This window comes from Parafannyhessea sp. LCP19S3_B1 (assembly GCF_052121955.1).
Classification (GTDB): Bacteria; Actinomycetota; Coriobacteriia; order Coriobacteriales; family Atopobiaceae; genus Parafannyhessea.
On record NZ_JBQKDH010000003.1, the window covers coordinates 70,368 to 96,510 of the forward strand.

Sequence of the window (26,143 nt, forward strand, 5' to 3'; positions counted from 1 at the left end):
GGGTTCGGCTCCGGGGGAATTTGTGTCCACCGCGTTGGGTACAAGGACTCCATACGTCTACTAGATCGGAGAATCACATGTACTACGGCTACGGCATGGACTACGCCTACCTAGGGATCATCATCCTCTCCATCGTCCTGGGCGGCATCACGCAGTCCTACATAAACACCCAGTACAAGAAGTGGTCGCGTGTGCCGGCGTCCATGGGCAAGACCGGCGCCCAGGTCGCGCGCGCCATGCTCGACTCGTCCGGCGCCTCGTCCGTGGGCATCGGCACCGTCGACGGCCACCTGACTGACTACTTCGACCCGCGCGACAACAACCTGCACCTCTCGAGCGAGAACTACGAGGGGGGCTCCGTCGCGTCCGTCGCCGTCGCGTGCCACGAGGCCGGCCATGCGGTCCAGACAGCGAAGGGCTACGCGTTCGGCCGCTTTCGCACGGCGCTCGTGCCCGTCATAAACTTCACGTCGCGCACGTGGGCGATCGTCCTCGTCATCGGCATGGTGCTCGGCATCGCCGGCCTCACGCAGCTCGCAGTCGCGTTCTTCGCGTTCTCCGTGCTGTTCCAGCTCGTGACCCTCCCGGTCGAGATTGACGCGTCGCGCCGGGCCGTGCGCTACCTCTCCACGGCGGGCGGCGGCATCGACGAGCGCGGCGCGCGCCAGGTGCTGACGGCCGCGGCCCTCACGTACGTCGCCGCGGCCCTCATCTCCGTGCTCCAGCTGCTGTACCTGCTCGGACGCACGGGCGACAGGAACTAGCCGTGGGTGCTGCACAGGAGGGGCCGCTCTCGGTGCACGAGGCGGTCACCGTCGCCGGCGCGCACGTGGACGCCATACCCTCGCTCGTCGTAACGGGCGAGGTCAGCGGCTTCCGCGGCCCCAACGCGCGCTCTGGGCACTGCTACTTCCAGCTGAAGGACGACCAGTCCGCCATGGACGCCATCGTGTGGCGCGGCACGTACCAGAAGTGCGGCTTTGCGCTCAGGGATGGCCTGAAGGTCGTCATGGGCGGCAAGTTCAACGTGTACAAGGGCTCGGGCAGGCTCTCGTTCGTCGCGCGCACGGTGAGCCTCGCGGGCGAGGGCGCACTCAGGCAGAAGGTCGCGGAGCTCGCGCGCAGGCTCGAGGCAGAGGGCCTCATGGCGCAGGAGCGCAAGAGGCCCATCCCGCGCTTCTGCACGCGCGTGTGCGTCGTGACGTCGCTCTCCGGCAGCGTGATCGACGACGTGAAGCGCACGCTCGCGCGGCGAAACCCCCTCGTCCAGATTCAGGAGGTCGGCTGCTCCGTGCAGGGGCCCGGTGCGCCGGCGACGATCATCCGCGCGCTTCGCGTCGCCGCGGAGGCGCGGCCGGACGCCATCCTGCTCGTAAGGGGTGGCGGGTCCTTCGAGGACCTCATGACCTTCAACGACGAGGCGCTTGCGCGCGCCGTCGCGGCCAGCCCCGTGCCCGTCGTCACGGGCATCGGGCACGAGCCGGACACGTCCATCTGCGACATGGTGTCCGACAGGCGCTGCTCCACGCCCACGGCCGCGGCCGAGTCCGTGGCGCCCGCGCTCGAGGAGATCGTGGGCATGATAGAGGACCGCAGGACGCGCCTCGTGCGCACCATGCAGGGCATCGTCAGGTCAGACGTCGCGGCCGTCGACCAGCTGGACGGCTCTTCTCGCGTGGCGATGCGGGCGTACCTCGACAAGAGGCGCCTGTACGTGGAGTCCATGGCGTCGCGCAAGTGCCTGACGGACCCGTACGCCACCATCGAGGACAGGTCCGCCCAGCTCAACATGACGGAGGAGCGTCTCGCGGCCTCGATGCCCCGGCTGATCTCCCGTCTTGCGGACGGCGTCGAGGGCGACGCGCGATCGCTTCGAGGCGCCATGCCGGGCGCGCTCGCTCGTGCCGAGAAGGGCGTGTCCCAGAGCGGACGCGCGCTCGGCGTGCTGGGAACGAGGCTGCTCGCACCGTACGAGAGCGGGCTTGCGCGCATGGCGGGACAGCTGGACGCGCTCTCGCCGCTGAGGGTGCTCGGCAGGGGGTACGCGATCGCGCGGGGGCCGGCCGGCCACGTCGTGAGCGACGCCTCGAGGCTCGCCCCCGGCGACGCGGTGAGCGTGCTTCTGGGCAAGGGCTCGTTCGAGGCGACGGTGAGCACCGTCGACACCGCGGGGAAATCCGCACCGGAACGCTGACGTAACGCATGCAACTTGGAGGAGACATGGCAGAGACCGAGTTCAGGAACATTGACGAGATGAGCTTCAAGGAGGCCTCCATCGAGCTGGAGCAGATCGTGAGGTCGCTCGAGGTGGGCGATCTGGAGCTCGAGGAGTCGCTCGCGCGCTACACGAGGGGCGTCGAGCTCCTGAAGAGCCTGCGCGAGCGCCTCGCGAACGCGGAGCAGAAGGTCCAGGTGCTGATGGACGCGTCCGACACGGACGTGAAGGCGGACAGCACCGCGGCGCCGGCGACGGCGTTCCTGGACGACTAGACGGCTTTCGGCAGGCGGAGAACGCAAGCAAGGGAGAGTGCCAGCATGGCCAAGAAGGACGACTGCATCTTCTGCAAGATCGCGAACCACGACATCGAGTCCGACTACGTGTACGAGGACGACCTCGTGTGCGCGTTCAAGGACATGAACCCCCAGGCCCCGGTGCACGTGCTCGTGGTGCCGAAGGACCACTACGACAACATCGTGGACGACGTTCCCGGCGAGGTCCTCGCCGCGATGGCGAACGCGATCAAGGAGGTCGCGAAGAGGACCGGCATCGACAAGACCGGCTTCCGCGTCATCGCGAACACCGGCGAGGCGGCGGGCCAGACGGTCATGCACCTGCACATGCACGTGCTGGGCGGAGAGCCCCTCGGCGAGAGGATCATCTAGCCTGATCTCCACGGATATGGTGGAGCTATGGCCCGCGGCACCTTTTTCCTGTGGCGAAAGAGGTGCTGCGGGTTTAATATGTCCAAGGTTCTTTAGTCATTTGGGCTTATCGAAGCTATGCGGTCATGCACCGCGCGAGAGGAGACTCATGATAGTACTCGTGATCAACGCCGGCAGCTCTTCGCTGAAGTACCAGCTGCTCGACACCACGACCAAGAAGGTCTATGCAAAGGGCAACTGCGAGCGCATCGGCATCGACGGCTCCTTCATCGGTCACGAGGAGAACGACGGCGGCAAGCAGAAGCTGGAGGTCGCCCTCCCTGACCACAAGACCGCCATCAAGCACGTCTTCGACATCCTGGCTGAGGCGGGCTTCGACACCGACAAGATCGAGGGCATCGGCCACCGCGTCGTTCAGGGCGGCTGGTACTTCCCCGAGTCCAAGGTCGTCACCGACGAGACCCTGGGCTGGGTGCGCGAGGTCGCGCCCCTGGCGCCGCTGCACAACTACGCAGAGGCCGACGTCATCGAGATCTGCCGCGAGATGTTCCCCTCCATCGGCAACGTGATCGTCGCCGACACCTCGTTCCACTACAACATGCCCGAGAAGGCCTGGCGCTACGCGCTGCCGCGTGACGTGGTCGACAAGCTGCACATCCGCAAGTACGGCGCTCACGGCACCTCTCACCGCTACATCTGGAAGACCACGAGCGAGTTTTTGAACGGCGACGTCCACAAGCTCGTCTCCTGCCACCTCGGCTCCGGCGCGTCCCTCTCCGCAATCGAGGACGGCCACGACATGGACACCACCATGGGCCTCACGCCGCTCGACGGCCTCATCATGGGCACCCGTTGCGGCACCATCGACCCCGCCACCGTCTGCTACCTCCAGCGCGTCGGCGGCTACTCCGTGGACGAGGTCGACACCATGATGAACAAGCAGTCCGGCCTGCTCGCCGTCTCCGGCGTCTCGTCCGACTCGCGCGACATCGAGGCCGGCGCGCACAACGGTGACGCCAACTGCCAGATGGCACTCGACATGTTCTATTACCGCACGAGCCAGCTCATCGCCGAGATGGCGCAGTCCATGCACGGCTTCGACACCATGGTCTTCACGGCCGGCATCGGCGAGAACTCCGCCGAGATGCGCCTGGGCGTCGCGAAGGAGCTCGAGTGGCTCGGCGTCAAGATCGACGAGAAGGCCAACGAGGTCCGCTCCGACGAGCCGCGCGTCATCAGCACCGACGACTCCAAGGTGAAGGTGCTCGTCGTCCCGACGAACGAGGAGCTCATGATCGCCCTCGACGTCGAGGCGCTGCTCGGCTAGAACTCAGCCTTCGGCCAAAGGGCCGCTGGGCGAGAAGAGCGCAAGAAACGGGGCGGATGGTGATACGGGTCGCCATCCGCCCTTTGTCGTGCCGGCCCGTTGTCTGGGCGAAATCTCACGTGCAAGGTCGCGGAGCGTCTCTGCGCGCCGCGCGGACGCTCGCTTGGAATGGGCGCGGCCCTACAGGGGCATGAGCGAGAACGACCACGCGCGCCTCTCGCCCGGCGCAAGCGTCGTCATGCCGCGCTTGTGCTCGAACTCGTCGTCCTCGTCGGTCGCGGTGGCGCAGCCGGTCCAAGGCTCGAGCGCCACGAAAGGCGCGTCGTTTGCGGCGGACCAGACGCCCAGGTAGTCGAAGCCGTCGAAGTCGACCTGCATGCCGTGGCCGGCGGGTCCCACCAGCCGCACGGAGCGGTCGGGCACGTCCTCGAACACGAGCGTGTCCACGTCGAACAGACGGTGCGTCAGCGCGAGCGTGTCGGCGTCTTCCAGGAGCTGGAAGCGGTCCTGGAAGTTCAGCAGGCCGGTCGACGTGTCGATGCGAGGGCTCGCGTACGTCCACGGCCGCGGAAACTCGAGGCGGTAGTCCGAGAAGGACTCGCCCTCGTCGCCGGCGACGGGGACGTTGAACGCGGGGTGTCCGCCGAGCACGAACGGCAGGGGAGAGTCGCCGGTGTTCGTGACCGCAAACGTCTGGGTGAGGCGTCCGTCTGCGGCCGCGTAGGTCATGTCGAGCTCGAAGTCGTACGGGAAGGACTGGCGCGTGGCGGCGGAGGAGCGAAGGCGGAACGCGAGCGTGCCGTCCGTGGAATCCAGCGCGTCGAACTCGCAGTTGCGCGCGAGGCCGTGGCGCCCCAGGCGCACCTCGCCCCCGCGGGAGTGGGCGCGGTCGTCGCGGATGTTGCCGACGATGGGGAAGAGCACGGGCGCCCTGCGCGGCCACCACGTGGGGTCTCCCTGCCACAGGTACTCGCGCCCGTCCTTGCGCAGGCTCATGAGCTGCGCGCCCTTGGAATCGACCGTGAACGCGAGGCCGCCGGCCTCGCACGAGTGCAACGACATGACTCCTCCTTCTGGCATGCGGCCCAAGGCGCGGATGGCAGATCTTCTCGGCCGCCGAATCTTGCGGATGACTTGATTGTAAACTCTCTTCTAACTTGCCGGTAATAGGTTCAAAATGTCATATGTGAAGAGTCCATGTTCGTCTTTTGGAGGTCCAATGGTAATTGAGGAGCTTGCAAAGTACGGCATCAACCACACCGATGACAGGACGGTCATAGACGGCTCCACGGCGGCGCTCGTCGAGAAGGCGCTCGAGCGCGGAGAGGGAACCCTCACGGAGACGGGTAGCCTGCGCGTCATCACGGGCGCGTACACGGGCCGCTCCCCGCACGACCGCTTCATCGTCGACACGCCGGACGTTCACGACAAGATCGCCTGGGGCAGCGTGAACGTGCCGTTTACGGTCGAGGGGTACGAGAAGATCAGGGCGGAGGTCATCGGCTACCTATCGGAGCGCAGAATCTTCATGGTCCACGCGCTGGCCGGCGCCGACCGCCGCTACGCCCGCAAGGTGCTGGGCCTGTGCGAGCTCGCGAGCCAGGCGCTCTTCATGAGGCAGATGCTCGTGCGCCCGACGGAGGAGGAGCTCGAGGACTTTGGCGACGCTGACTTCGTCGTGATGGCAGCCCCGATGCTGAAGCTCGACCCGAAGGAGTACGGCACGAACTCCGAGGCCGCGGTGCTCCTGAACTTCGAGCGCCACGAGATCCTTGTTGTGGGCACGCAGTACTCCGGCGAGATCAAGAAGTCGATCTTCTCGATGATGAACTACCTGCTCCCGGTCGAGAACAACGTCCTGAGCATGCACTGCTCGTGCAACATGAACCCCCGCAGCCACGGCACCACGGTGTTCTTTGGGCTTTCCGGCACCGGCAAGACCACGCTTTCCGCCGCGGAGGACAGGCTCCTCATTGGCGACGACGAGCACGGCTGGGCGGATGACTCCGTCTTCAACATCGAGGGCGGCTGCTACGCGAAGACCATCAACATTACGCCCGAGACCGAGCCGCAGATCTTCAACGCGATCAAGTTCGGCTCCATCTGCGAGAACGTCGTGATCGACGCGAAGACCCGCAAGCCCGACTACTTCGACACGTCGCTCACCGAGAACGGTCGCGTCGCATACCCCGTTGAGTTCATCGACAACGCCGTGGTGAGGGGCGTCGCCAAGCGCACCCCGGACGTCGTGATATTCCTGACGTGCGACGCGTTTGGCGTGCTGCCCCCGATCTCGAAGCTGGACGAGAACTCGGCCATGTACCACTTCATGACCGGATTCACCTCGAAGGTCGCCGGCACGGAGCGCGGCATCAAGGAGCCTACGCCCACGTTCTCGTCGCTGTTTGGCGAGCCGTTCATGCCGCTTGACCCCATGGTGTACGCGGAGATGCTCGGCAAGCGCATCAGCACGGGCGGCACGCGCGTCTACCTGGTGAACACCGGCTGGAGCGGCGGCCCCTACGGCGTGGGCAGCCGCGTGAAGCTGAAGTACACGCGCCGCATGGTCGAGGCCGCGCAGTCCGGCATCATCGACGAGTGCGAGTTCGTGCACGACGACCGCTTCAACGTGGACGTGCCGACGGAGTGCCCCGGCGTTCCCGCGGAGCTGCTGAACCCGAAGGCCACGTGGGCGGACGGCGACGCATACGAGAGGACCGCGGAGAAGCTCGCGCGCATGTTCGAGGAGAACGCCCAGAAGCGCCTGACCTCCATGACGGAGGAGGTGCGTGCGGCAGGCCCGCATCCTCTGTCAAAGTAGCGAAACCGCGGCGGAGATTGCATCAAATTGGTTGTTCACCGTCGAATTTTGACATCTTACCGACGAATAAATGACCATCAATCGCTAGTCATATAGGTTATTGAGGGGGGCGCTGTCCGGCGTCCCCCTGTTTTTTTGGGAGCCGTCGAGGCTCCCGACGACTTGCCACGATTGGGGGAACTATGGCAAGAATGCACGTAATGGAACGTAGCGAGGCGCAGCAGATCATGGACGAGCTGCACGATGCGGTTGGTCGGCGCCTTGCGGTGAGCTCGCTGGCGCCTTGCCCGGTGGAGTTCACGATGGCCTTCGTCGACATGTGCTCGACGCAGAGCTGCGGAAAGTGCACGCCGTGCCGCGTGGGCCTGAGGATGCTTCGGCACATGCTGTCGGACGTGCTCACCGGCAAGGCCACCATGCAGACGCTGGATGACATCGAGAGGCTCGCGAGGAGCATCTACCTGTCCGCCGACTGCGCCATCGGCTACGAGGCGGGTGCGATGGCGCTGAAGGCCATCCGCGGCTTCCACGACGACTTCGTTCACCACGTCACGCAGCGCGCCTGCGGGTTTACGCAGTCCCAGCTCGTGCCGTGCGTGTCCGGATGCCCGGCTGGCGTCGACATCCCGGGCTACATCGCGCTCGTGCGCGCCGGCAGGAACACCGACGCCGTGAGGCTCATCCGCAAGGACAACCCGCTGCCCCTGGTCTGCGGCCTCGTGTGCGAGCACCCGTGCGAGATGAACTGCCGCCGCGGCATGGTCGACGACCCGATGAACATCCGCGCCATCAAGCGCTACGCGTGCGAGCACATGGAGGGGGACTACGCCCCCAGCATGGCGGAGCCCACCGGAAAGAGGATCGCCGTCGTGGGCGGCGGCCCGGCCGGCCTGAGCTGCGCCTACTACCTCACGCTCATGGGGCACCACGTCACGATCCTAGAGCAGCGACACCACCTTGGCGGCATGCTGCGCTACGGCATCCCGGCGTACAGGCTCCCGCGCGAGCGCCTGGAGGGCGAGATCCAGTGGATCCTGGACCGCGGCATCGACGTCGAGCTCGACACGTCCGTGACGGACGTCGCGGCACTGCGCGAGAAGTACGATGCCGTGTACCTGGCGATCGGCGCCCACGCCGACAAGAAGCTCGGGCTCGAGGGCGAGGACGCCGACGGCGTCGAGTCCGCCGTGCAGATGCTGAGGGCCGTGGGCGACGGAGAGATGCCCGACTACACCGGACAGCGCGTGTGCGTCGTGGGCGGCGGCAACGTCGCGATGGACGTCGCGCGCACGAGCGTGCGCTGTGGCGCGGAGAAGGTCTCCATCATCTACCGCCGTCGCGTGGCGGACATGACCGCGCAGGACGAGGAGATCGCCGGCGCCCAGGCGGAGGGCTGCGAGCTGCTGGAGCTTAACGCGCCGCTGCGCATCTCCGTCGGCGAGGACGGCAAGGTGAACGGGCTCGTGGTGCAGCCCCAGATCATCGGCGAGGTGAAGAGGGGCCGTCCTTCTCCGCGTCCTGCGGATAAGCCGGAGGTGACCATCCCCTGCGAGCGCGTGATGGTGGCCATTGGCCAGGCGATTGACTCGAAGCCGTTCGAGGAGCATGGCGTCCAGACGAAGTGGGGGCGCATCGTGACCGACGCCGCGGCGGAGGTACCGGGGCTCGACGGCGTGTTCTCGGGAGGCGACTGCCAGACCGGCCCGGCCACGGTGATCCGCGCGATCAACGCCGGCAAGGTCGCGGCGGGCAACATCGACGGCTACCTGGGCTTCGAGCACAAGATCGAGCTCGACGTGGACATCCCGCAGGTGCAGTTCCAGGGGAAGATGGAGTGCGGCCGCTGCGAGACCACCTTCCGCGAGGCGGAGGAGCGCAAGGGCGACTTTGACGAGATCGAGAACGGCCTCACGACCGAGGAGGTCATGCAGGAGTGCTCCAGGTGCCTGCGTTGCGACCACTTTGGGTACGGCGCGTTCCGTGGCGGGAGGATCGTGGAATGGTAGAGCAGCTCAAGACGAAGGTCTTCGCGAGGGACGCGGAGAGGATCGTGACCGTCACGGTCGACGGCAAGCAGGTGCAGGTGCCCGGCAACACGACGATTCTGGACGCGTGCCGCAAGGCGGGCCAGAACGTCCCGACGCTCTGCTACCTGAGGGGCATCAACGAGATCGGCTCGTGCCGCGTGTGCGTGGTCGAGGTCGAGGGCGTGGACCAGCTGGTGGCCTCGTGCAACAACTACGTGCTGGACGGCATGAGCATCAAGACGAACAGCCCGAAGGTGCGCCTCGCGCGCCGCGAGAACGTGATGCTCTTGCTGGCGCAGCACGACACCACGTGCACCACGTGCGCGAGGGGCGGCAACTGCAAGCTGGCGGAGGTCTCGAACGACCTGGGGATCATCGACTTCCCGTACAAGAGCATCCTGACGAACACCCCGTGGCCGCACGACTTCCCGCTCATCCGCAACAACGACAAGTGCATACGCTGCATGCGCTGCATCCAGATCTGCGACAAGGTGCAGGCCTCCCACGTCTGGGGCATCACGAACCGCGCGACCCACACCCTGGTGGACGTTGCCGGCGGCGCGAACATCCACGACGTGGACTGCACGCTGTGCGGCCAGTGCATCACGCACTGCCCGACGGGCGCCCTGCGCGAGCGCGACGACGTCATGCGCGTGTATGACGCCCTCGCCGACCCGGACGTCACCACGATCGTGCAGATAGCGCCCTCGGTCAGGACGAGCTGGGCCGAGCACTGGGGGCTTTCGGACGACAAGGCCACCATCGAGCACATGGTGGCGGCGCTGCGCCCGATGGGGTTTGACTACATCGTGAACACGGACTTCTCGGCGGACCTCACCATCATGGAGGAGGGGACCGAGCTTCTGGAGCACATGCGCAGGAACGCGAACGGCGGCTCCGGCTTCCCCATGTTCACGTCGTGCTGCCCGGGCTGGGTGCGCTTCGTGAAGGCGCACTACCCGGAGCTGGTGGACGACGTGTCGACGAGCAAGAGCCCGCAGCAGATGTTTGGCGCGGTGGTGAAGAGCTACTATGCCGAGATGCTGGGAATCGACCCGCACAAGATCTTCTCGCTGTCCATCATGCCGTGCGTCGCGAAGAAGGCGGAGTGCGCGTACCCCAACATGAACGACGCGTGCGGCGACCCGGACGTGGACTGCGTGCTGACGGTGCGCGAGGTGTCGCGCATGCTGCGCGCCGACCACGTGGACGTGGCGAACCTAGAGCCCGAGCCGTTTGACGAGCCGCTTGGCTATGGCACGGGCGCCGGCATCATCTTTGGCGCGACAGGAGGCGTCATGGAGGCGGCCCTGAGGACCGCGTACCACATCGTGACGGGCAAGGTGCCGAAGGACGACATGTTCGACGAGGTCAGGGGCCTGAAGGGCTGGAAGGAGGCCACGTTCGACATGGACGGCACCAAGGTCCGCGTCGCGGTGGCGTCCGGCCTGCAGAACGCGAAGGAGCTGTGCGACGCCATCCTGAGCGGCGAGGTGAGCTACGACTTTGCCGAGGTCATGGCATGTCCCGGCGGCTGCGTGGGCGGCGGCGGGCAGCCCATACACGACGGCGAGGAGCTCGCGGGAGCGCGCGGCAAGGTGCTGTACGGCCTGGACCGTGTGGCTAAGTATCGCAATTCCTACGAGAATCCGGACATCGTGAGGTGCTACGAGGAGTACTTTGGCGAGCCCATGAGCGAGCGCGCCGAGAGGCTCCTGCACACGGACCAGCACGGCTGGATGATGCCTGCGGAGTGGATTCGCCAGGCGGAGGAGGCGCCCGCGGCGGGGGAGTAGCCCGCGCGGCGTCGCATGGGCGCCGCGACCGCGAGGCATAGGCCAACGAGGCAGGCGAGGGCGGGCCGGGGTGGATGCTCCGGCCCGCCCCCTTGTGCTTCTCGGCGTTCCGTTGGTACGTGGCGTGCCTACGAACGCACGATTTGGCTCGGTGGGCGGCGTATGTTGACACATTGTCAAAACTGTTCGTTGCTACACAGACCCTTCACATATACCATCTGGGCGTAAGTTGACACGGTGTCAGCGAAGGAGGTGGCGATGTCGAAGGCAGAGGCGGCGGAGGCAAGGCGCGAGCAGATCGTCCGCGCGGCACGCGAGCTGTACGAGGAGCGCGGCATCGACCGCACCTCCGTGACGGACATCGCGGCGCGCGCCAGCATGACGCGAAGCCTGTTCTACCACTACTTCACGCACAAGGACGAGGTCACAGCCGCCATCCTGGACGGATACGTGCAGGGCTTCGTGGAGGCCGTGCGGCAGTGGGACGAGAAGCGCGTGCGCGGCGACGTCGCGGGCGCGCTCGGGAGCTGCGTCGCCATGCTGAGGCTGCACCTCTTCGACAGGGACTCGTTTCGCACCGACCTTCGCAAGAGCCAGAACGCCCAGCTCTACCAGCGCTTCAGCCAACAGGTCGCAAGCACGCTCGCCACGTACTTCTCGTCCGTGGTCGTGCCCGAGTACGCGTGCTACCACCACGTGGAGGTGCGCCATCCCTACGAGGAGTTCTACCTGCTGATCATCGGCCTCATGAGCTACATGAGGACCCATCCCGAGGCGCCGGACGAGCTCGTGGCGGACCTGATTTCCGACACGCTCCACCTAGACCTCGACCCAACCAACACCGCGGACTAGCCGCGCCGCGCGCGACGGCTTGCACGTGCCTGTCAGCCTCTCGAGAGGGGAAGTGTCATGTTGTTCGACCACAGTGCCAACCTGCCGTTCCAGCTTCTGGGCTGGGTGATGGTCTTCGTGGGGCTCATCGTGCTCAACGAGTTCGCCCGCAGGTCAAAGCTCGGCGGAATCGTGATGTTTGGCGTGCTGCCCGTCGCGATGACCGTGTACTGCGTCGCGATCGCCGTCGGCGTGGCCCAGGGCCAGCAGTGGGCGCTCACCAACCCGACGCACGTGTACCAGAACAGCTGGTTCCACTACGCGAAGGTGTATGCCGCGCTCGCCGGCTGCATAGGCTTCATGGCGATCAAGTACGAGTGGGGGAAGCTGGGCAAGGCCAGGTGGTTCCGCGCCTTCCCGTTCGTGATCGTCGCCATCAACATCCTGATCGCCGTGTGCTCCGACTTCGAGAGCGCGTACCACTACTTCGCGCTTGGCCAGTCCACGTGGGTCACGTCCGAGGGCGCCAAGCAGCTTGCCGGCTGGAACAACGTGTTCAACGGCGTCGCGGGCCTCATCAACATCTTCTGCATGACGGCGTGGTGGAGCGTGTACTCCTCCAAGGACGGCCGCGACATGCTCTGGCCCGACATGACGTGGGTCTTCATCGTGGCGTACGACGTCTGGAACTTCTGCTACACCTACAACTGCCTGCCGCACCACGCCTGGTACTGCGGCCTTGCCCTGCTGCTTGCGCCCACGGTGGCCAACGCCCTGTGGAACAAGGGCGCCTGGATCCAGAACCGCGCGAACACGCTTGCCATCTGGTGCATGTTCGCCCAGGTGTTTCCCGCGTTCCAGGAGAAGTCCGTCTTCGTGACGCACTCGACGCTGAACCCGGCCGTCGCGACCGCCGTCTCCGTCGTCGCGCTCGCGGCGAACGTCGCGGCCATCTGCTACATCGCGTACCGCGCGAAGAAGCTTGGCGTGAACCCGTACAAGCAGGACGTCTTCCGCGGCACGCGCGACTGGGAGCAGGCAACTGCCCGCCGCGCCGACGTGGCGTAGGCCCGCGCGCCCGCGCTTGCGGGCATGACATAAAGAAGTGGGGGCGCCGTCGCAGCACGTGGTCTGCGGCGGCGCCCCCGTTGCGCACGGAGCGCGTGCGCGGGTCGCTTAGTGGCGGCTACTCTGCCATCTGGGCCTGGACCGCGGTGATGGCCACGACGCCCACGATGTCGTCTGCGGAGCACCCGCGCGAGAGGTCGTTCACCGGCTTCGCGATGCCCTGCAGGATCGGGCCGTACGCCTGGGCGCCGGCGAAGCGCTGGACGAGCTTGTAGCCGATGTTGCCGGCCTCGAGGTCCGGGAAGACCAGGACGTTCGCCTTGCCGGCGACGGCAGACCCCGGGGCCTTCAGCGCGGCGACGGACGGCATGAGCGCCGCGTCGAGCTGCAGGTCGCCGTCGACGGAGAGCTCGGGCGCCTTCTCGTGGGCGAGCTCGGTCGCCTCCTGGACCTTCGTCGGCACCTCGCCCTTGGCGGAGCCCATGGTGGAGAAGGACAGTATGGCCACCTTCGGCTGGGTGCCCATGTACTTCTCCCACGAGCCCGCGGACGCGATGGCGATCTCGGACAGCTCGTCCGCCGTGGGGTCGATGTTCAGGCCGCAGTCGGCGAACAGCAGGGTGCCGTCCTCGCCGTACTCCGCCTTGTCGGTGCACATGATGAAGAACGCAGACACGAGCTTCGTGCCGGGGGCGGTCTTCAGGATCTGCAGCGCCGGGCGCAGCGTGTTTGCGGTGGAGTGGCAGGCGCCGGAGACCAGGCCGTCGGCGTCGCCCATCTTGACCATCATGGTGCCGAAGTAGGTGGCGTCGTTCATCTGCTCCATGGCCTCGGGCAGCGTGACGCCCTTCTTCTTGCGGAGCTCGGCGAAGGCGGCGGCGTACTCGTCGTGCTTCTCGGCGTTGCGCGGGTCGATCACCGTGACGCCCGGCACGTCGATCTTGCTGGGGTCGCCTAGGATGATGAGGTTCGCCAGGCCCTCGGCGACGATCTTCTTCGCGGCCTCGATGGTCCTGGGATCCTCGCCCTCGGGCAGGACGATCGTCTTCTTGCTGGACTTGGCAGCCTTCTTCATTCTTTCCAGAAAATCGCTCATTAAAGCTCCTTTGCCTTGCCACGCGCGGCCAAAGCCACGCACTTGAACGACGATTGTGCACGTCGGCTGGGTATTTTCCCCGGCAGTCCTGTATTATATGCCCTCGTGATAGAATCGGCTCCGTGAACGCCCGCCGCGCGCGGGCCAGAGCAATGGTTGCTGCCGTGGATGGCGGCGCCGGTACATGAAGGGAATCAATCGACATGGGTATCACCAAAGGTCTTCCCGAGGGCTTCAACCCCCAGAACTACGACGTCATCGTCGTGGGCGCGGGATTCGCCGGCGCTGTCTGCGCACGTCGCCTTGCGGAGGCCTGCGGCGACAAGGTTGCCATCATCGAGCGCAGGGACCACATCGCCGGCAACGCGTACGACTGCCTGGATGACGCCGGGGTGCTGATTCACAAGTACGGTCCGCACATCTACCACACCCAGAGCGAGCGCGTGCACGAGTACCTTTCGCGCTTCACGGAGTGGACGGACTACAACCACAAGGTGCTGGCGAACATCCACGGCACGCTGATGCCCGTGCCCTTCAACCACCAGTCCCTGAAGCTCGCGTTTGGCGACGAGAAGGGCGAGCACCTGTACCAGAAGCTCGTGGCTGCCTTCGGCGAGGACAAGAAGGTCCCCATCATGGACCTCAGGGAGAAGAACGACCCCGAGCTCGCGGAGGTCGCGGACTACGTGTACGAGAACGTCTTCCTGCACTACACCATGAAGCAGTGGGGCAAGACGCCCGACCAGATCGACCCGTCCGTCATGGGCCGCGTGCCCGTCTTCGTCGGTGACGACGACCGCTACTTCCCGAAGGCCCCGCACCAGGGCATGCCCGCCGTCTCGTACACGGACCTCTTCGAGCACATGCTCGACCACGACCTCATCTCCGTGTTCCTGGACGTGGACGCCCGCGACCTGCTCTCCCTGGGCGACGGTCACGTCAACGTGTGCGGCCAGCCGTACGGCGGCGAGGTCATCTACACGGGCGCCCTCGACGAGCTGTTTGGCTTCGACCTCGGTGCGCTTCCGTACCGCACGGTCGACATGGTGTTCGAGACCCTGGACGAGGACCAGTTCCAGCCGGTCGGCACCGTCAACTACACCGTGTCCGAGAACTTCACCCGCATCACGGAGTTCAAGAACATGACCGGCCAGGTCGTTCCCGGCAAGACCACGATCCTGCGCGAGTACTCCAGGACGTACCTGCCCGGCGTGGGCGAGACCCCGTACTACGTCATTAACGAGCCGCAGAACATCGAGCTGTACAAGCGCTACAAGGCGCGCGTGGAGGACATCCTGAACTTCCACGTCGTCGGCAGGCTCGCGGAGTACCGCTACTACGACATGGACGGCGTCACGGCCTCGGCGCTCGAGCTGTCCGACGACCTCATCTCGAACCACTAGGAACAATCGATAGGGTGCCGGCCGTCGCTTGCGCGTCGGCCGGCTTTTGGCATGTAGGAACCATATGAACAAGATTCTGAGCTTCGGGATACCCTGCTACAACTCGTCCGCGTACATGGACCACTGCATCTCGTCCATCCTCGAGGGCAGCGACTACGCGGAGGACGTCCAGATCATCGTCGTGGACGACGGCTCCGCCAAGGACGACACCCTCGCGAAGGCGCAGGACTGGGAGCGCCGGTACCCCGGCATCGTCAAGGCGGTCCACCAGGAGAATGGCGGACACGGCATCGCCGTCATGAAGGGGCTCGAGAACGCGGAGGGCACCTACTACAAGGTGGTCGACTCGGACGACTGGGTGGACGCGGACGCGCTGAAGGCGCTCCTGAGGCAGCTCAGGCGCTTCGAGGAGCTGGGCACGAGGGTGGATCTCGTCATATCCAACTACGTGTACGAGCACGTGGAGGACGGCAAGCAGAACTACGTGAGCTACGAGGCGCTCCCCAAGAACAAGATCTTCACCTGGGACGACATCGGCCACTTCAGCATGAGCAAGTACCTGCTCATGCACTCGCTCTGCTATCGTGCGGACGTGCTGCGCGACGGCGGCCTGCCCATGCCGCCCCACACGTTCTACGTGGACAACATCTATGCGTACGTGCCGTTCCCACGCTGCAAGACGTTGTACTACCTTCCGGTCGACCTCTACCGCTACTTCATCGGCCGCGAGGACCAGTCCGTCAACGAGAAGGTCCTCACCTCGCGCATCGACCACTACTGGCGCGTCGCGCGCGTCATGATGAAGTCGTACCACCTCTACGACGACATCAAGAGCGCGAAGCTCCGCAGCTACATGCTGAGCTACTTCACCATCATCATGGCGATCTGCTCCGTGTTCTCGCGCCTCTCGGACCGCCCCGACGCCATGGACGAGCTCGACAAGCTCTGGGCGGAGCTGAAGGCGTACGACCCGCGCATGTACCGTCACGCGAAGCACGGCGTCGTCGGCACGTTCACGAACCTTCCCACCAAGGTGGGCGAGAAGACCACCATCGGTCTGTACAAGGCCGCCCAGAAGCTCGTCAAGTTCAACTAGCCGCGCACGTGTCGCCGCACGCAGCACGCCGTGCGACGCGCGAGAGCCGCGTGCAAGGAGCGGGTGCCGGATAGCGTGCCGAAATGGCGCGCACAAAGGGGACCTTGTCGCAAATCGCGATTTGCGACAAGGTCCCCTTTTACGTTTTCGCAGCTAGAGGCACAAGTGACCCAATTCGCATATCGCGATATGCGAATTGGGCGAGCCGCGTCGCGCCATTCGGGACTGCGTCGCGCCCCTCAGGCCCGCACGTCGCGCATGGCCGCTATCCCAGGTCGCCGCCGATCGCGACGTAGCCCTTGATGAGCTTCGTGCGGCGCTTCGTGCCAGGGGGAAAGGTCTTGTCCACCAGAGGCATGATGCCCTTGAAGATGACGCTCACCTTCGCGCGGTCGAGCTTGCCCGCGACGGTGGTCTGGGACTGCTGCAGGCGCTCCTCCAGCACGTCGGCAAACGCGCTCCTCTTGGCATAGTCCCAGAAGTAGGCACCCATGTCGCAGTCGGGGTAGTCCCACGGGCGGTCGTCCGGCCCGGCGTAGTGCACGATGGCGGGGTCCTGCCGCGCGGCCTCGTACTGCTCGCGGAGCTCCTCCGGGGCCTGGGCGATGATCTTCTCGCGCCTTATGCCCTTCCAGTCCATCAGGGTGTTCCAGCGCATGTCCACGCGGACGTAGTTGCCGTCGGCCAGCATGTTCAGGATGTCCTGGTCCAGCCAGCGCCACACGTGGACGGTCGACAGGCTCAGCATGTCCGCGACCGTGAACGCGTAGCGGAACGCCTCGAGGTTCATCACGAGCACGCCCGCCTGGAAGTACTGCATGGGGTCCGTGAGCTTGATCTCGTTCTCGAGGTACGGCCCGACGGTGCCGTCGTAGCCCAGCATCATGCCAACGGTGTCCGCGTCGCGCGTGGCCCCCAGGAGGCAGCCCTCGACGTCCGTGTCAAACAGCTCCGCCACGTCCGTGAGCGCCACGAGGTCGCTGTCTAGGTACACGGCCTTCTTCACGTTGGGAAGGAGCCACGGCGCCAGCAGGCGGAAGAACGTCTCGGGCCTGAAGTGGCCGTGGTGGGGGAGCTTCGTGCCCTTGAGTGCGACCTCCGGGTTCAGGAAGCCAAGCGACATGTTGGGGTAGGGGAGGTGCCCCACAAGGGAGTCGATGGTGCGCTGCGTCAGGTCGCGCGTGAGCACCACGATGTCGTAGTGGCGCTCCGGCGACATGTGCTCGACGATGGACTGGATGGTCACCGCGGTGTACGGCACGAAGTACTCGTTGCATGCAAGCAGGATGACCACGTCGTCGAGGGCGAGGCCCATCTCCTCGACGGTGCACGAGAGCCTGGTGAGCATGCCGGGTTCAGACGATGAGCTGGTAGGCATAAAACCCCATAGGTGCCTGAGCTGGCTTGGGCGCCGGCGCGGGCGAGACAAGTTGCTGATGTGACAACGTGAGTGTATCAGAGCGCAAAACGCGGCCCCCGCTCGCACCGCAGATTGCCGATAGGTAACACGATACGCGCCGTGGGCGAGAAGGGCGCGGTCCCTCTGTGGCGTCAGAGGTCGCAGGCCGCGGTGAAGCCGTACGCGGAGCGTGCCTCGCGGGCACCGCGTACGATGGCCCCCTCGAGGGCCCTCACGGCGAGCATGCCTACCGCGTCCACGGGCGCCTCGACCGAGCCCGTCGCCATCACGAACACGGTGTCGCCGTCGTTCGTGGTGTGCGTGGGCCTTATGGCGTGCGCGTACGCGTCCGCGGACATCTGGGCCACCTTCGTGGCCTGCGCCTTCGTCAGGCGGGCGTTCGTCACCACGCAGCTGATGGTCGTGTTCGACCTCAGCCACGGCGCGGCGGCCGCAACGGCGGCGATCGGGTCCGCATCGACCGCGATCGAGCGCCCGTCCTGGGCAAGAGCGCCTGCCACGGGGGCGCCGGTCGCGGGGTCCACGACGTTTCCCAGGGCGTTCACGGCAGCGACGGCGCCGCACACGAGCTTTCCCGCACGCTCCACGTGCTCACCCAGGCCGGACTTCATCGCGCGCTCGGGCCCCAGGAACTTGCCGACGGTGCACCCCGTGCCGGCGCCGTGGTTGCCGCACGCGAGGGGCCCGTGCGGGCCGTCCAGCGCCAGGGCGGCAGCACGTGCCCCGTCCGCGGCCGTGGGCCGCACGTCGGGGGCGCCGCACGCAAGGTCGAACAGGCACGCGGAGGATACGATCGGCACCCTGCCCACGCCCACGTCCACCCCTATGCCGCGCCGCTCCAGCTCCTCCGCGACGCCGCACGAGGCTGAAAGCCCAAACGCGCTGCCGCCGGACAGCACCACGGCATGCAGCACGTCCACGGTCTCCTCCGGCCTCAGCAGGTCAGTCTCGCGCGAGGCGGGCGCCCCTCCGCGCACGTCCACAGCGCCCGTGGCGCCCCGTGGGCACACGATCACGGTGCAGCCCGTGCCGGCCCCCTCGTTCGTGACGCTCGCGGCGTACACGCCGTCTATCTGCGCGACGCCCCCAAGGGGCCCGCGGCACTCGCCGCCCGATGTCACGACTCCCGATCCTACCTGCCCAGACATGGCTCTCCTCTCAGCGCGCCGCATACGACGGACGCCTCGCCTCCCGCGCCCTCTCCCACAAGCGCGTCCAGCTCTCGCGCAAGACGCGCCACGGGGAGCCCCACGATGTTGAAGTAGTCCCCCTCGATCCCGCTCACGAGCAGCCGGCCGCGCCCCTGTATGCCGTACGAGCCCGCCTTGTCGCGCGGCTCGCCGCTTTGGACGTACGCGTCGATCTGGTCGGGCGAAAGCTCGAAGAACGTGACGGAGCTCGTCTCCACGAACGAGGTCTCGCCCGCGGGCGCCAGCATGCACACGCCCGTCGAGACGTGGTGCGTCCTTCCGGACAGGCGCGTCAGCATGGCGCGCGCGTCCTCGTCGTCGTGGGGCTTTCCCAGCTCCAGGTCGTCTATCCACACCGTGGTGTCCGCCGCGATGACGACCTGGCCCAGGAGCTTGTCGGGCAGGCCCTTCTCGCATGCGCGCGCCTTCTGGCGCGCAAGGCGCAGCACGAGGTCGGTGGGAGACTCGCTGGGACGCGGGGTCTCGTCGATGTTCGCGGGGCGCACGACGGGCGAGAAGCCCATCTGCCGTAGCAGCTCGAGCCTGCGGGGCGAGCCAGATGCCAGGATCATGGCGTTCCTTTCCGGCGACGACTGCGCACGCGGGCGCGCGGCATGCGTCGCACAAAAACGGGGCCGCCCGAGGGCGACCCCAACATTCTAGGCGAATCGCTGTGCGACGTGCCCGAGGCTACTCGACGGTGATGGCGCCGACGGGGCAGCCCTCCTCGGCCTCCTTGGCGGCATCCTCGTACTCCTCGGGGATGTCCTCGTCGATGGCGACGGCGACGCCCTCGTCGCCGATGCTGAAGACGGCGTCACACGTGCTCTCGCAGAGGCCGCAGCCGATGCACTCTTCGCTCACAGTAGCCTTCATGGTGAATTCCTCTCCTAGACCCTTGGGTCCCATACCCAAGTGGGTTACATGACTTTTTTACTCTAAAGGGCGTTCGAGTTCTACCCCCAATCTCATATTTATTTTTCGGCCAGCGGCGGCAGGCTCCGTGCCTCAGCGTCTGCGCAGGATGGTTACGTCCTCAACGTGGTACGTCTGCGGGAACAGGTCCACGGGCGTGACGGATTGAACCGCGAACGCGCCTTCCTGCTCGAAGCGCGAGAGGTCGCGCGCGAGCGTCGCGGGGTCGCACGAGACGTACGCGATGGCGCGAGCGGGCTGACCGGATAGCTTGCGCACCACGTCCTGGGCAAGGCCGGCGCGCGGCGGGTCCACCACGATCACGTCCGCGTCGGAATCCGGGAACTCGCGGTCGGCGTCACCGCCCACGGGGTCGGCGTTGTCGAGGCCGGCGCGCTCGAGGTTGCGCCTGAGGTCGCGCACGGCGGGTCCGTAGGACTCGACGGCGTCCACCCACGAGGTCCTGCGCGCGAGCGGCAGCGTGAACGTCCCGGCGCCGGAATAGAGGTCCATCGCGACGTCCGACTCACCTGGCTCTAGGCCTGCGAGCACGAGGTCCACGAGCTTCTCGGCGCCCTTCGTGTTCACCTGGAAGAACGAGGGGGCGGAAACGGTCATGCGCTCGTCGCCGATGAGCTCCGTCCAGCTGCCCGCGCCCGAGAGGCGCTCCACGCCCACGACGCGGCGCGCCTTCTTCGGGCCCTTGGTGAGCACGCGCACGATGGACGTGGCCGAGGTTGCGTCGCCCAGGATCTTCGCGGCCTGGGCGCGCGGGAACGCCCCCGGCTCCGTCCAGAGCGCCACCTCGACGTCGCGCGTGCGCCTGGAGGCGCGGATGCCCACGCGGTCGATGTCGAGCCCGTGCGAGTTCGACAGGTACGAGAGGGCGCCGGACACGGCCTTCGCGAGCTTCTGGTGGCGTGACTCGAGCAGCAGGCAGCGGTCCACCCTGACCACCCCCGTGCCGCCGGCATCGTGCATGCCGATAACGGCTCGCTGGCCACGGCGCTCGAACGCGAGCTCGATCTTGTTGCGGTAGCCCCACGGCTCGCCAGGCTGGACGCACGGCGCCACGAGCTGACGGGCGCGGTCTGCGTCGAAGTGGCCGATGCGCGTGAGGGCGTCTACCACGTTGTCGCGCTTTGCCGCGAGCTGAGCCTGGTACGAGACGGACGCCCACGGGCAGCCGCCGCAGACGCCCGCGAACGGGCACGGCGACTGCACGCGGTCGGCCGACGGGTCCAGCACGCGCGTCACGCGCGCCTTCGAGAAGGACGGTCCGTCCTGCACGAGGGCCGCCTCCACGGTGTCGCCCGGGACGCCGCCCTGGACGAAGACGGTCTTGCCCTCGTCCGTGTGGGCGATGGCGTCCGCCCCGTAGGCGAGCCTCTCTATCTTGAGGGTGAGCAGGGGCCCGTCCTGCGGGCGGGGCGCCCGCTGTGGTGCGATGGGCCTTTGGCGGGCGCTGCCGCCGTGGTGGTTATGGTGCGTGGGCACTAACGACTCCTTCGCGTGAGGTTTCCGGTAAAGAGCTCCGCAAAGCCGAGCCCGATGAGCTTGAGGGCGACTGCGAAGCGGTTGGGCCTGCGGATCTCGATGGACGTGGTCTGGGCGTCGCCGCGGGACGTGCGCTCGGAGGGCGGCTCTTCCTCGATTACGCGGGCGTCCACGGGCGCGGGCTGCGGCTTGGACTCGGGCTGCGGCGCCGGCTTGCCCTCGGGCTTCGGCTCGCTTGCCGCCGGGACCTCCGGGGCCGCGGCCGGCACGTGCTCGTCGTTGGGGGCGGCCTCCGCGGGGGAGGGCGCCTCGTCCTTCTCGGCCGAGCTCATGTGCTTGGGAGCCGTGGGCGTAGCCGGCGCGGGGGCCTCGCCTGCGGTCGGCGCGGGCTCGGCGTGCGACTCGCCGCCGATGCCCAGTATCTGGCGCTCTTCGCGCACGAACTCCCTTGGCGTCACGATGCGTGTCCTGACCTGCGGCTCGCCGTCCACATCCACCTCGTAGCGGCCTATGCGCGGCAGCGCCTGCAGCGTCTGGCTCGCGTCCGCCTCGAGCATGGGGTTCGCCTTTGCCACGAGCGACGCGTCCACCGCGGCGTCCGCGTACTCCTCGGTCTGGAGGTACGCCTTGGCAAGCAGCAGCTCCTGCGCGTCGATCCGGGGTTCGTCCGCCGCGGGCGCCAGCTTCTCCCACGTGCCCTCGCGCGTGAGCCTGCGTGCCTTCACGTTGTCTGCAAGCTGTAGGTTCACGAACTCGATCACGCGCTCCTTGCACGCGGGGTCGAGCACGGGGTACGCGATCTCGACGCGGCGCTCGGTGTTGCGGGTCATCATGTCCGCGCTGGAGAGGTACAGGATGTCCGTGTCCACGCCAAACGCGTACACGCGCGCGTGCTCCAGGAAGCGCCCCACGATCTGGTGGGCGATGAGACCCTCCGTCTTGTGCGGGATGTCCGCCTTGATGCAGCAGATGCCGCGAATCACCAGCATAACGCGCACGCCGGCACAGCACGCCTCGGAAATCTTGTCGATAACGTCACGGTCCGTGAGGGAGTTCATCTTCATGAACACCTGCGCGGGCTCGCCGGCGCGCGCACGGCCGATCTCACGGTTCAGGCCACGCATCACCAGCGGCTTCAGGCCGGACGGTGCGACGCCCAGGTAGCTGTAGCTGCCCTTCAGGTTGCCAAGCGACAGGTTCCTGAAGAACGTGTTGCCGTCCTCCGCGATGCCCCTGTGCGCCGTGAGCAGCATGAAGTCAGAGTAGAGCTTCGCCGTCTTCTCGTTGAAGTTTCCGGTGCCCAGGCAGGTGATCCTGCTGATGCCAGACTCGTCGTGGTACGTGATCTGGCAGATCTTGGAGTGGACCTTGAAGCCCTCCTGCCCGTAGATCACCGTGCAGCCCGCCTGCTCCAGCCTGTCCGCCCACTCGATGTTGTTCGCCTCGTCAAAGCGGGCGCGCAGCTCCATCAGGACGGTGACCTCCTTGCCGTTCTCGGACGCGGCTATGAGGCTCTCGCAGAGCTTCGAGCGCTTCGCGACGCGGTACAGCGTGATCTTGATGGAAATGCACGCGTCGTCGCCGGAGGCCTCGCGCAGCAGCTGCAGCAGGGGGGACATGCTCTCGTAGGGATAGGTGAGAAGAACGTCGTGGTCCTCCACCTGCGGCCGCATCGGACGCGAGGCGTCCACCATGGGCGAGACCTGCGGTACGAACGGGTCGAAGACGAGGGCGGGGCGGAAGGCCTCTGGGATCTTTCCCTCGAGCCCGTACACGTAGCCGTCCAAGTCGAGCGGCATGTCGGTCTGGAACACGCGCTTGCTCGTGAGGCCGAGCCGCTCCCGAACCTCCGTCAGCTGCTCCTCGGGGAGGTAGCCCTCGACCTCCAGGCGCACCGGCTGCAGGCGCTGCCTGCGCTTCAGCACCTTCTTCATGTGCTGGCGGTAGTCCTCCTCCTCCTCGACGCCTTCGCCGTCGGGGTCGATGTCCGCGTTTCTCGTCACGCGGATCACGGCGGAGGCGGTGGGGGCATAGTCGCCAAAGCAGCCGCTCAGCATCTCGAGCATCGCGTCCTCCATCAGGATGTAGCGATACTCGCGCTCCGTCGAGGGGAGCTTGATGACGCGCCCGAGCGAGGTGGGGACCTCCACGATGCCCAGAAGGCCCTTCTCGTCCTCCCCGTCAAGCGCGCACGTCACGTACAGGTTGCCGTTGCGGAGGTTGGGGAAGGGGTGTCTGGGGTCGATGATCATGGGAGATATGATCGGTGCGATGGACAGGTCGTACGTGCGCTTGATCTGCGCCCTGTCCGCATCCGTCAGGTCCTCGCTCGCGACGCGCGTGAGGCCGTGCTCGGCAAGGCTCCTCTCGATCGAGGCGAACGCGCGCCCCTGCCGCGCGATGAGGTCCGGCAGCATCCCGAGCACGGTGTCGATCTGCTCGGACGGCGTCTGGTTCGACTTGTTCTCGCGCGGCTGGTGCTTGAGCAGCGTCAGGTCGCTCAGGCCGCCGATCCTGATCATGAACCACTCGTCGAGGTTGCTCCCGAAGATGGAGACGAACTTCAGCCGCTCGAACAGGGGAACGGTCTCGTCGAACGCCTCGTCCAGCACGCGGTTGTCGAAGCGTAGCCAGCTGACCTCCCTGTTCTGCGTATACGAGAAGTCCCGGGCCTTCGCATGGGCGTCCTTCTGATCCTTCGCGCTCACGTACTTCGCGGCCCGCTTCTCGAGGGCCGCCTCGGTGTGCTCAAAGTCGGTCGTGGAGTCCGCGGCCGTCGCCTTGTCCTTATTCTTCTTCTTTCCCATTGCCTTCCGTCCGTCCCGAGTCGCCTTGGCCTCCGCGTGCCAAGGGCATGGCGCGCGGCTGGTGTAGGTATTAGATTTTATCGCTCGAACGGGCACGGCGTCGCTCGTCGGCCAATCATTACGCAGACGTAACCGCGGGACGACATAGCGTCCACGGGACTTCCCGCGTGGGGGACAGCGTACGCGTGGCGATTCGTTTTCCCCGCATATATGGTGTTGTCGTAATAGTGAATATAAGCTCATTTTGATAGTATATTAATGCTGTCAATAACGCGTTTGAGTCACTGGGCTGATTACGCTCTTTTGCGCGGGTAGTTTCTAATAGTGCACGATAGGAATCTAGAAATATGCAGGTAAAGACAGCGTAAACTCAACTCAACCAAACCAAATGAACCGTTTGGGGGCGCTTTGCTACCGTTCCCCCAACAAGAAAAACTTTGCCTATTTCGAAAAAAGTTATTGGATATAGTTGGTTTTGGCGTTATTGTTGGAGCTGCAAGTTCGACGCCAGTTTCCGAGTCAGCTCGCTGGTTTGGTAGCACGTAGCGATTGCAGCGTCTTATTCATCTCGTTAGTCGGGTTTACCCGACGCGAAAGGAGTGGGAGGACATGGCTAACGGACTCTACGTCCACAGCGAGATCGGTCCCCTGAAGAAGGTTTGCCTTCACCGCCCCGGCGAGGAGCTCCTGAACCTCACCCCGGACGACCTCGAGCGCCTTCTGTTCGACGACATCCCCTTCCTGGAGGTCGCACAGGCCGAGCACGACAAGTTCGCCGAGCTGCTCCGCGAGCAGGGCGTCGAGGTTCTCTACCTTGAGAAGCTCGTTGCCGAGGCTCTCGATGCCGCAGGCTCCCGCGAGGAGTTCACGCAGCAGTGGCTGAACGAGTCTGGTCTCAAGGGCAAGGAGGCTCGTGCCGCCGTCAAGGAGTACATGGACTCCATCAAGGACACGAAGGCCTTCGTCGACAAGTGCATCGCCGGTCTCCGCAAGAACGAGATCGACCTGCCCGTCAGGTCCAGCAGCACCCTGTCCGAGCTCGTCGGTACCGACCAGGACGGCGAGACCGATCTTCTCGTCGACCCGATGCCGAACACCTACTTCACCCGCGACCCGTTCGCGGTCGTCGGCCGTGGTGTGAACCTGAACCACATGTTCTCTGTCACGCGCAACCGCGAGACGCTGCTCGGCAAGTACATCTTCCGCGATCACCCCGATTACAAGGACGCTCCGCTCTGGTACCGTCGTGACAGCGCGTTCCACACCGAGGGTGGCGACGTCCTGAACATCAACGCCCACACCCTCGCAATCGGCATCTCGCAGCGCACCCAGGCTGCCGCCATCGACGCCCTCGCCCAGAACATGTTCTGGGGCGACAACGCCGAGAAGTGCGAGATCACCGATATCTACGCCTTCAACATCCCCGTGTCCCGTGCCTTCATGCACCTCGACACCGTGTTCACCCAGATCGATGTTGACAAGTTCACCATCCACCCGGGCATCATGGGCACCCTGCAGGTCTTCAGGCTCACCAAGGGCGCTGCCGAGGGCGAGGTCAAGATCGAGGAGCTCAACGACACCCTCGAGCACATCCTCGAGAAGGCCACCGGCGTCGACGCCATCAAGCTCATCAAGTGCGGTGGCGGCGACCCCGTTGCGGCTGCGCGCGAGCAGTGGAACGACGGCTCCAACACCCTGGCTGTCGCACCTGGCAAGATCTGCGTCTACCAGCGCAACTCCGTCACCAACGACGTTCTGTACAAGGAGGGCCTCGACCTCATCGTCGTGCCGTCCGCAGAGCTGTCCCGTGGTCGTGGCGGCCCCCGCTGCATGAGCATGCCGTTCGAGCGTGAGGACATCTAAGTCCTAGCTAACCTTTGGCTAGACCGGGGACGCCTCGGCGTCCCCGGCATTAGTACGTTTAGTCAGACTGCATACCCACCAAAAAGTGCGTTGGGGTGCAGAT

At 65.9% G+C, this 26,143-nt stretch carries 21 protein-coding genes; 13 read left to right on the plus strand and 8 right to left on the minus strand.

Going from position 1 to position 26,143, the window contains the following annotated elements; translation table 11 throughout:
* The first annotated feature begins 77 nt into the window (after nt 1-77).
* From ACTQWE_RS02035 to ACTQWE_RS02055, 5 genes are all read left to right on the plus strand, one after another.
* Nucleotides 78-764, plus strand: coding sequence for a zinc metallopeptidase (locus ACTQWE_RS02035; protein WP_441855470.1), 687 nt, complete (start codon nt 78-80; stop codon nt 762-764).
* A 2-nt stretch (nt 765-766) separates the two neighbouring features.
* Nucleotides 767-2,194: an exodeoxyribonuclease VII large subunit gene (gene xseA / locus ACTQWE_RS02040; RefSeq protein WP_441855468.1), complete on the plus strand. Its 1,428-nt coding sequence runs from the start codon at nt 767-769 to the stop codon at nt 2,192-2,194.
* Between the two features lie 26 nt (nt 2,195-2,220).
* Nucleotides 2,221-2,490 carry an exodeoxyribonuclease VII small subunit gene (gene xseB / locus ACTQWE_RS02045; RefSeq protein ID WP_441855466.1) on the plus strand — a complete coding sequence of 90 codons (270 nt, stop codon included), beginning with the start codon at nt 2,221-2,223 and terminating at the stop codon, nt 2,488-2,490.
* A 45-nt stretch (nt 2,491-2,535) separates the two neighbouring features.
* Nucleotides 2,536-2,883 (plus strand): histidine triad nucleotide-binding protein, encoded by a 348-nt coding sequence (locus tag ACTQWE_RS02050; RefSeq protein WP_441855464.1) that lies wholly within the window; start codon nt 2,536-2,538, stop codon nt 2,881-2,883.
* Between the two features lie 148 nt (nt 2,884-3,031).
* A complete protein-coding gene (locus ACTQWE_RS02055) occupies nt 3,032-4,210 on the plus strand; it encodes an acetate/propionate family kinase (protein ID WP_441855462.1) in 1,179 nt (392 codons plus the stop codon).
* Between the two features lie 180 nt (nt 4,211-4,390).
* On the opposite strand, the gene ACTQWE_RS02060 is transcribed toward ACTQWE_RS02055, so the two are convergent.
* Nucleotides 4,391-5,272, minus strand: coding sequence for an aldose 1-epimerase family protein (locus ACTQWE_RS02060; protein ID WP_441855460.1), 882 nt, complete (start codon nt 5,270-5,272; stop codon nt 4,391-4,393).
* Between the two features lie 157 nt (nt 5,273-5,429).
* Here ACTQWE_RS02060 and pckA point away from each other — a divergent pair, with 157 nt between their 5' ends.
* From pckA to ACTQWE_RS02085, 5 genes are all read left to right on the plus strand, one after another.
* On the plus strand, nt 5,430-7,031 hold the full coding sequence (gene pckA / locus ACTQWE_RS02065) for a phosphoenolpyruvate carboxykinase (ATP) (RefSeq protein ID WP_170104028.1): 1,602 nt from the start codon (nt 5,430-5,432) through the stop codon (nt 7,029-7,031).
* Nucleotides 7,032-7,231: 200 nt separating this feature from the next.
* Nucleotides 7,232-9,037, plus strand: a complete 1,806-nt coding sequence (locus ACTQWE_RS02070; RefSeq protein ID WP_235927335.1) for an NAD(P)-binding protein — start codon at nt 7,232-7,234, stop codon at nt 9,035-9,037.
* Nucleotides 9,031-10,854 carry a [FeFe] hydrogenase, group A gene (locus ACTQWE_RS02075; protein ID WP_441855458.1) on the plus strand — a complete coding sequence of 608 codons (1,824 nt, stop codon included), beginning with the start codon at nt 9,031-9,033 and terminating at the stop codon, nt 10,852-10,854. Before ACTQWE_RS02070 ends, ACTQWE_RS02075 begins: the two co-directional genes overlap by 7 nt.
* A gap of 258 nt (nt 10,855-11,112) precedes the next feature.
* A complete protein-coding gene (locus ACTQWE_RS02080; protein WP_170104030.1) occupies nt 11,113-11,706 on the plus strand; it encodes a TetR/AcrR family transcriptional regulator in 594 nt (197 codons plus the stop codon).
* Between the two features lie 57 nt (nt 11,707-11,763).
* Nucleotides 11,764-12,753, plus strand: a complete 990-nt coding sequence (locus tag ACTQWE_RS02085) for a DUF5692 family protein (RefSeq protein WP_170104031.1) — start codon at nt 11,764-11,766, stop codon at nt 12,751-12,753.
* A 118-nt stretch (nt 12,754-12,871) separates the two neighbouring features.
* Here the strand turns inward: ACTQWE_RS02085 and pta are convergent, their stop codons facing one another.
* Nucleotides 12,872-13,849, minus strand: coding sequence for a phosphate acetyltransferase (gene pta, locus ACTQWE_RS02090; RefSeq protein ID WP_441921220.1), 978 nt, complete (start codon nt 13,847-13,849; stop codon nt 12,872-12,874).
* Nucleotides 13,850-14,052: 203 nt separating this feature from the next.
* On the opposite strand from pta, the gene glf reads away from it, so the two are divergent.
* Together glf and ACTQWE_RS02100 are read left to right on the plus strand one after the other, a co-directional pair.
* Nucleotides 14,053-15,252, plus strand: coding sequence for a UDP-galactopyranose mutase (gene glf / locus ACTQWE_RS02095; RefSeq protein WP_170104033.1), 1,200 nt, complete (start codon nt 14,053-14,055; stop codon nt 15,250-15,252).
* Between the two features lie 64 nt (nt 15,253-15,316).
* A complete protein-coding gene (locus ACTQWE_RS02100; protein ID WP_441855453.1) occupies nt 15,317-16,348 on the plus strand; it encodes a glycosyltransferase family 2 protein in 1,032 nt (343 codons plus the stop codon).
* 265 nt (nt 16,349-16,613) lie between these two features.
* Here the strand turns inward: ACTQWE_RS02100 and ACTQWE_RS02105 are convergent, their stop codons facing one another.
* The 6 genes from ACTQWE_RS02105 to ppk1 all read right to left on the minus strand — a co-directional run bounded on the left by ACTQWE_RS02105 (nt 16,614) and on the right by ppk1 (nt 24,177).
* The gene (locus ACTQWE_RS02105) at nt 16,614-17,726 is read right to left on the minus strand and encodes a glycosyltransferase family 8 protein (protein WP_441855451.1); all 1,113 of its coding nucleotides are present in this window, start codon (nt 17,724-17,726) and stop codon (nt 16,614-16,616) included.
* Nucleotides 17,727-17,899: 173 nt separating this feature from the next.
* On the minus strand, nt 17,900-18,916 hold the full coding sequence (locus ACTQWE_RS02110; protein WP_441855449.1) for a P1 family peptidase: 1,017 nt from the start codon (nt 18,914-18,916) through the stop codon (nt 17,900-17,902).
* On the minus strand, nt 18,901-19,530 hold the full coding sequence (locus ACTQWE_RS02115; RefSeq protein ID WP_441855447.1) for a Maf family protein: 630 nt from the start codon (nt 19,528-19,530) through the stop codon (nt 18,901-18,903). The genes ACTQWE_RS02110 and ACTQWE_RS02115 overlap by 16 nt, the downstream gene beginning before the upstream one ends.
* A 118-nt stretch (nt 19,531-19,648) precedes the next feature.
* Nucleotides 19,649-19,834, minus strand: coding sequence for a ferredoxin (locus ACTQWE_RS02120; RefSeq protein WP_170104040.1), 186 nt, complete (start codon nt 19,832-19,834; stop codon nt 19,649-19,651).
* Between the two features lie 132 nt (nt 19,835-19,966).
* Nucleotides 19,967-21,283, minus strand: coding sequence for a 23S rRNA (uracil(1939)-C(5))-methyltransferase RlmD (gene rlmD, locus ACTQWE_RS02125; protein ID WP_170104170.1), 1,317 nt, complete (start codon nt 21,281-21,283; stop codon nt 19,967-19,969).
* Between the two features lie 86 nt (nt 21,284-21,369).
* Entirely contained in the window at nt 21,370-24,177 is a 2,808-nt protein-coding gene (ppk1, locus tag ACTQWE_RS02130; RefSeq protein WP_441855444.1) for a polyphosphate kinase 1, read from the minus strand.
* Nucleotides 24,178-24,786: 609 nt separating this feature from the next.
* On the opposite strand from ppk1, the gene ACTQWE_RS02135 reads away from it, so the two are divergent.
* A complete protein-coding gene (locus tag ACTQWE_RS02135) occupies nt 24,787-26,040 on the plus strand; it encodes an arginine deiminase (protein WP_170104043.1) in 1,254 nt (417 codons plus the stop codon).
* The last annotated feature ends 103 nt before the right edge of the window (nt 26,041-26,143 follow it).